Here is a 652-nt window from a genome sequence, read left to right on the forward strand (position 1 = left end):
AAAAAGTTCCTAACCGTAATTCTCCCCCCGCTGTTCTTCTTCGAGAATCCTACCGAGAAGGAGATCAAGTCAAAAAAAGAACCCTTGCCAATCTCTCAAAATTACCCGATGATATTATCGAAAATCTGAAACTGGCTCTTAAAGGAGCAACACTGTCCATGAATGAAGGCATTCCCAATCATTTTGAAGTGATTAGAAGTCTTCCTCATGGTCATGTAATGGCTATTTTAGAGACGATTAAAAAATTGGGTTTAGATAAAATAATCAGTGAAAAATCCTCACGAATCAGAAACTTAGTGGTGGCGATGATTGTGGCAAGAATCATCAATCCTAAATCGAAACTAGCCACAGCGAGAGGGTTTAATAGTGAGACTTGTAGTCAGAGTTTAGGACAATTGTTAGACTTAGAGAAAGGCGATGAAGACGAATTATATAACGCCTTAGATTGGTTATTAGAAAAACAAGAGAAAATTGAGAAGCACCTAGCAATTAAACACTTAGAATCAGGAACATTAGTCTTGTATGATGTCACTTCTACCTACCTAGAAGGAAATGGTTGTGAACTGGGAAAATATGGGTATAATCGAGATAAAAAGAAGGGGAAAACTCAGATAGTGTTTGGTTTGCTCTGTTCAGCTAAGGGTTGTCCGAT

Annotated in this window: 1 pseudogene; it reads left to right on the top strand. The window is 37.9% G+C overall.

The features are described 5' to 3' along the window. Nucleotides 1-652 (top strand): annotated as a pseudogene (locus tag MICAI_RS16635) (tail length tape measure protein); the annotation flags it as partial.

The organism is Microcystis sp. T1-4 (assembly GCF_000297435.1).
Lineage (GTDB): Bacteria > Cyanobacteriota > Cyanobacteriia > Cyanobacteriales > Microcystaceae > Microcystis.